General features: G+C 63.6%; 5 protein-coding genes and 1 pseudogene. 4 read left to right on the forward strand and 2 right to left on the reverse strand.

Going from position 1 to position 4241, the window contains the following annotated elements; genetic code table 11:
• Positions 1-215: pseudogene (locus ABZW16_RS43185) on the forward strand (hypothetical protein); the annotation flags it as partial.
• Positions 216-491: 276 nt separating this feature from the next.
• Positions 492-1256 carry a methyltransferase domain-containing protein gene (locus tag ABZW16_RS43190; RefSeq protein WP_354961961.1) on the forward strand — a complete coding sequence of 255 codons (765 nt, stop codon included), beginning with the start codon at positions 492-494 and terminating at the stop codon, positions 1254-1256.
• A gap of 80 nt (positions 1257-1336) precedes the next feature.
• Here the strand turns inward: ABZW16_RS43190 and ABZW16_RS43195 are convergent, their stop codons facing one another.
• Together ABZW16_RS43195 and ABZW16_RS43200 are read right to left on the reverse strand one after the other, a co-directional pair.
• The gene (locus ABZW16_RS43195) at positions 1337-1759 is read right to left on the reverse strand and encodes a DUF664 domain-containing protein (protein ID WP_354961962.1); all 423 of its coding nucleotides are present in this window, start codon (positions 1757-1759) and stop codon (positions 1337-1339) included.
• A gap of 732 nt (positions 1760-2491) precedes the next feature.
• Positions 2492-3487, reverse strand: coding sequence for an AraC family transcriptional regulator (locus tag ABZW16_RS43200; RefSeq protein WP_354961963.1), 996 nt, complete (start codon positions 3485-3487; stop codon positions 2492-2494).
• A gap of 154 nt (positions 3488-3641) precedes the next feature.
• Here ABZW16_RS43200 and ABZW16_RS43205 point away from each other — a divergent pair, with 154 nt between their 5' ends.
• Entirely contained in the window at positions 3642-3986 is a 345-nt protein-coding gene (locus ABZW16_RS43205; RefSeq protein ID WP_354961965.1) for a carboxymuconolactone decarboxylase family protein, read from the forward strand.
• Positions 3987-4032: 46 nt separating this feature from the next.
• Positions 4033-4241, forward strand: a 209-nt coding sequence (locus ABZW16_RS43210; RefSeq protein WP_354961964.1) for a 3-keto-5-aminohexanoate cleavage protein, incomplete at its 3' end; no start/stop codon positions are given.

Consider the following 4241-nt stretch of genomic DNA (forward strand, 5'->3'; position numbering starts at 1 on the left):
CGACCATGGGCGACTGGCTGTCCAAACCCCACGCCAGCGGCGGACTCGCGCTGGGCACCTATGGCACCTCCGCCGCGCTCCTGGCAATCCTGATCATCGGCATCACCTACACCTACCGAAAGACTCAGCGCACAGCCGCGCCCGGGACGACCACAGTTGGGCTCGCACTCAACGATGACGCTGACACCGCGCCCGATGCCTTGGGTACTCGATAGTCGGTAAGTCCCGCCGTTCCTGACTCGGCTGGCACCAGCACGCCCCCCCTCACCACCGCCGCACACCTGTTCCTCACCACCCTGCGGCTGACCGACCCAAAGGCCGGCGGGCAGGACTGAATCTCTACGGCATACTCCGCAAATTCCAACGCGCACTTGCCATCTGGATCGGTACCTGCCCACTCTGCCACCACACCTTCTCCCACCTAACAAAGTCCTACTAGGGTCGCGGTATAACGACTTGATCGGTGTGCCGGTGCCGGGCAGGCTTTGCCGGTGACGAACAGTTCTGAGGATCTGCGTTTGTGGGATGCGGCCGCCGACAGCTATACCACGACGGTGTCGGGTCCTGCCGACAGCTTCTATCGGCGGATTCATGAGTTCTTGTGGTCGCATCTGGGTCCGGTCGCCGACCTCGATGTCTTGGACCTGGGGTGTGGTCACGGTTGGCTGGCCGAACAGATACGACGGGCCGGTGCCCGCGTCACGGGCATCGACGGCAGCCAGGCTCTGTTGACCACCGCGCGATCGCACTACCCCGAAATCGACTTCCATCAACACGATCTCACGCTCGGCCTGCCCGACCCGGCCCGCCGATACGACCGGATCGTCGCGCACATGGTTCTGATGGACGTGCCCGCTCTGGACCGCCTGCTCACCGATGTCGCGGCCGCGTTGCGGGACGCAGGCGTGTTCGTATTCTCGATCCTGCATCCGGCCTTCTTCAGCCGCGACATCGTCGATGAGGGACCCGGGGGAGAGCGCTACCGCAAGGTCACCGGATACCTGGAGCACGAAACACGGTGGATCGAATCCTTCGGTGGGCACCGTCATTACCATCGCCCGCTGTCGTGGTACGCCGAGCAACTGACCGCCCACGGTCTGGTGATCACCGGAATCCACGAACCACCATCCCTGCCGCACAACGACATTCCAGCCACCGAGTGGACTGAATATCAGAAGTGGTTCAGCACCATCCCCACCATGCTCGCGATGTCGTGCAGCCCATCTGATCGAACAACGAAACTGCAGCGAGGCTGACTGTCGAGATGCGCTGCGGGCCCGCCATCCACCACCAGTAGGCCATGCATCGGTCGAACCCCAGCCACCGCCGAACGCGCTCAACTCGGCAAAGTAGTGCTTGTCGAGATGTCATGTGCCCGAGGCCATTCTGGGCCGTCGGTGCTCGGCGCGGCGGGATGTTCGATCTGCTCGCGGAGGGTGTCGCCGTGGCCGGCGTGACGTGCGAAGTCCTCGATCGCGAGCAGATAGATAAATCGGAGGCTGACGTCGCCGACGCGTGGGTGTGTCCTGATGTCGTCGAGGTCGAATTCGGCGACGATCACGCGGGAACGGTCGCTGGCGCGCTCGAATTCGGCGATCACGTCGGCCAGAGTCTCGTTGTCGTCGACGACGAAACTGGCGTCGCCCGGCGTCGTGCCGCCGTCGCATTCGCTCCTGGGCAGGCACGCCAGGACGTGCTGGAACCAGATCCGCTCGGCGACCGCGGCGTGCTCGACTAGTCCGAGTCGACCGGCGAACATGCCGCATAAGACCCTCGTCTGATTGGCGTGGCGAGCGGGGCCGTATCCCAGATTGTGTGAAGGCCTCGACCGATATCCGCGGAGCCGGAAAGACATCCGTGATATGACTGTCCATGATTCGGGGGCCGACGTGCCGGCTATTTAGGATTCTCTCAGCTGAACCCGAATTGAACTCCCACAGGCCCCCCACCTGCAGTTCTGCACTGACTCGACTCGACGCCGTCACAAGCCCTTCCTGCATAACCGCAGGTAGAACAGGTTAGGTGACGTACTGTCTGTGTCCGGAGGGGGTATCGACCAGTACGCCAACCTGCTGCAACACCGGAAACTGCTGGTCATCGGCAAATAGCGGTGGCGTGACGGTTCTGATCCGGTTGTCGCAGGTTCGTGCCCCGGCGGGGCACTATAAGGATGGGACCGGTTCTGACCGGCGGTTTCCTGGGGAACGCTGATAGTCCAAGAAACGTTCGCGCACTTGGGATAAGGGATCGTTCTGCCAGGAGTGGGATCTAGCGGGAATCACGAGACATCACAAACTCCTGAGTAGTGGCAGGGTTTCGAGTCCCCTTAGCTCCACAGAACGGCAAAGCGGAAGGTCAACGGCCTGCGGTTTGTCACGTTTGTGTAGTTATCCGAACCATTTCCGTGCTGCGCTGGGCGGACATGCCGTTCGACAACGGCCGTGAGATGCTCGCCTTCGCCGTTGTTTCGACACTCCCACTGCGCAGAGATTCATGACTGGTGGCGCCGGGATTGGCTGGGGCTGTGGCCGGTGTGGCGGTGAAACCATCGGGAGAAGGCGCTCAGTTCGGAGAAGCCGAGTTCGGTGGCGATGTCGGTGAGGGTGCGGTCGCGCTGGGTGAGGTAGCGGCGGGCGAGGTCGAGGCGGGTGGTGTCGACGATGCCGGTGAAGGTTTCCCCGGCGTGGGCGAGGTGCCGGTGCAGGGTACGGCGGCCCATGCCGAGCCGGTCAGCGACGACGGCAGCCGAGCAGCGTTGGGTGGGCAGTAGGGATTCGATGACGGCGCGCGCTTGGTCGGCAATGGACTCGCCGGCCGGGGCGAGTGTTCGCAGGTATTCGCGAACGTAGGGGCGGAGCAGGGGGTCGGCGAGGGGGTTCGCCGCGTCGAGGTCGTGAGAGTAGCAGACGATGCCATCGAAGTCCTGGTCGAATTCTATTGAGGGACCGAGGATCCGGTGGTACGCATCGAGATCGGGTGGTGCGGGGTGGGCGAAGCAGACCCATACCGGGCGCCAGGTGGGGCCGAGGAAATCGCACAGGATCCGACAGGTCGCACCGACGGAAAGCTGGCGGAATTGCCGACCGAGCGAGACCCCCTCAGCCGCCTGGACGTGGATACTGGTCAGGCTGTTGATTTCGGTGAGCCGGACGCGCAGTGCTTCATTGTGCAGGGTGATGTGGCGCAGCACGATCTGCACCGCACTGCGGATATCGGGTTCTTCACGGGCGACGAGGGCGACGGGGCCGAGGCCGGACAAGCCTCGCCGTTCGGCGAGGCGTAGCCCGACGTCGTCGCAATTCCCCTCGGCGGCGGTGCGTTCCAGGAGTTGGTCGACCGCTGTGACAGGCAGCCAGATGTCGCTGGCGGCCAATCCGGCGGGGCCGATGCCGACCGAGCGCAGCAGCAGCATCGGGTCCAGCCCGAGGGACAGGGTCACATCGACATAGCCGGACAGCACGGCGCTGCGAATCATCGTCGCCGTCATCGACATCCTTCCTAGGCCCCAGGGGTCAAATTGTATGGCTCAATGGGTCAAGCATAGCTCCGTTTCGGCAGCTACCGTGACGCGTATCACGTCCAATGCATCACAGGAGCTGCCGGTGACCACCGAGTCCGTACCCACCCCCGTCGTCGACGCAATGCGCGCCCAGGGTGCGTGGAATCCGTTGTGGGACAAGCTATCCGAATGGGACCCGGAGTGGACTGAGCAGTTCATGTCCATGGGCACGCTGCCGATTCGCCGTGGCGTGCTGTCCCCGGAGTTCGTGGAGTTGTTGAGCATCGCGGTCGACGCCGCGTGTACGCACATGTACTCGCCCGGAGTGCGCCGCCACATCCGCGCCGCTTTGGAGCTGGGCGTGTCTCATGAGGAGATCCTCGCGGTGCTCGAGCTGACCACCGTGCTGGGCATTCACGCCTGCAACATCGGGGTCCCCGTGCTCGCCGAAGAACTCGACGCCTTCGAGCGTCGCCGCGCGGAGTAGCGGTAGTTCCGCACCGCGCAATCAATATCGATCAGGAAGGACGATCATGCACTACCTCGATGATTCGCTGCTACCGGAGAACCAGGAGAAACTGGTCATCCAGGTGGCCCCGTACGCTCCGGGGTTCCTGCCCGGCGATTCCGACGACATTCCGGTCACCATGGACGAGCAGATCCAGAAGGCGGTGGACTGCTACAACGCGGGCGCGCAGGTGCTGCATGTACACGTGCGCGAGGCTGACGGGTACGGATCCAA

It is taken from the genome of Nocardia sp. NPDC004604 (assembly GCF_040609795.1).
GTDB lineage: Bacteria > Actinomycetota > Actinomycetes > Mycobacteriales > Mycobacteriaceae > Nocardia.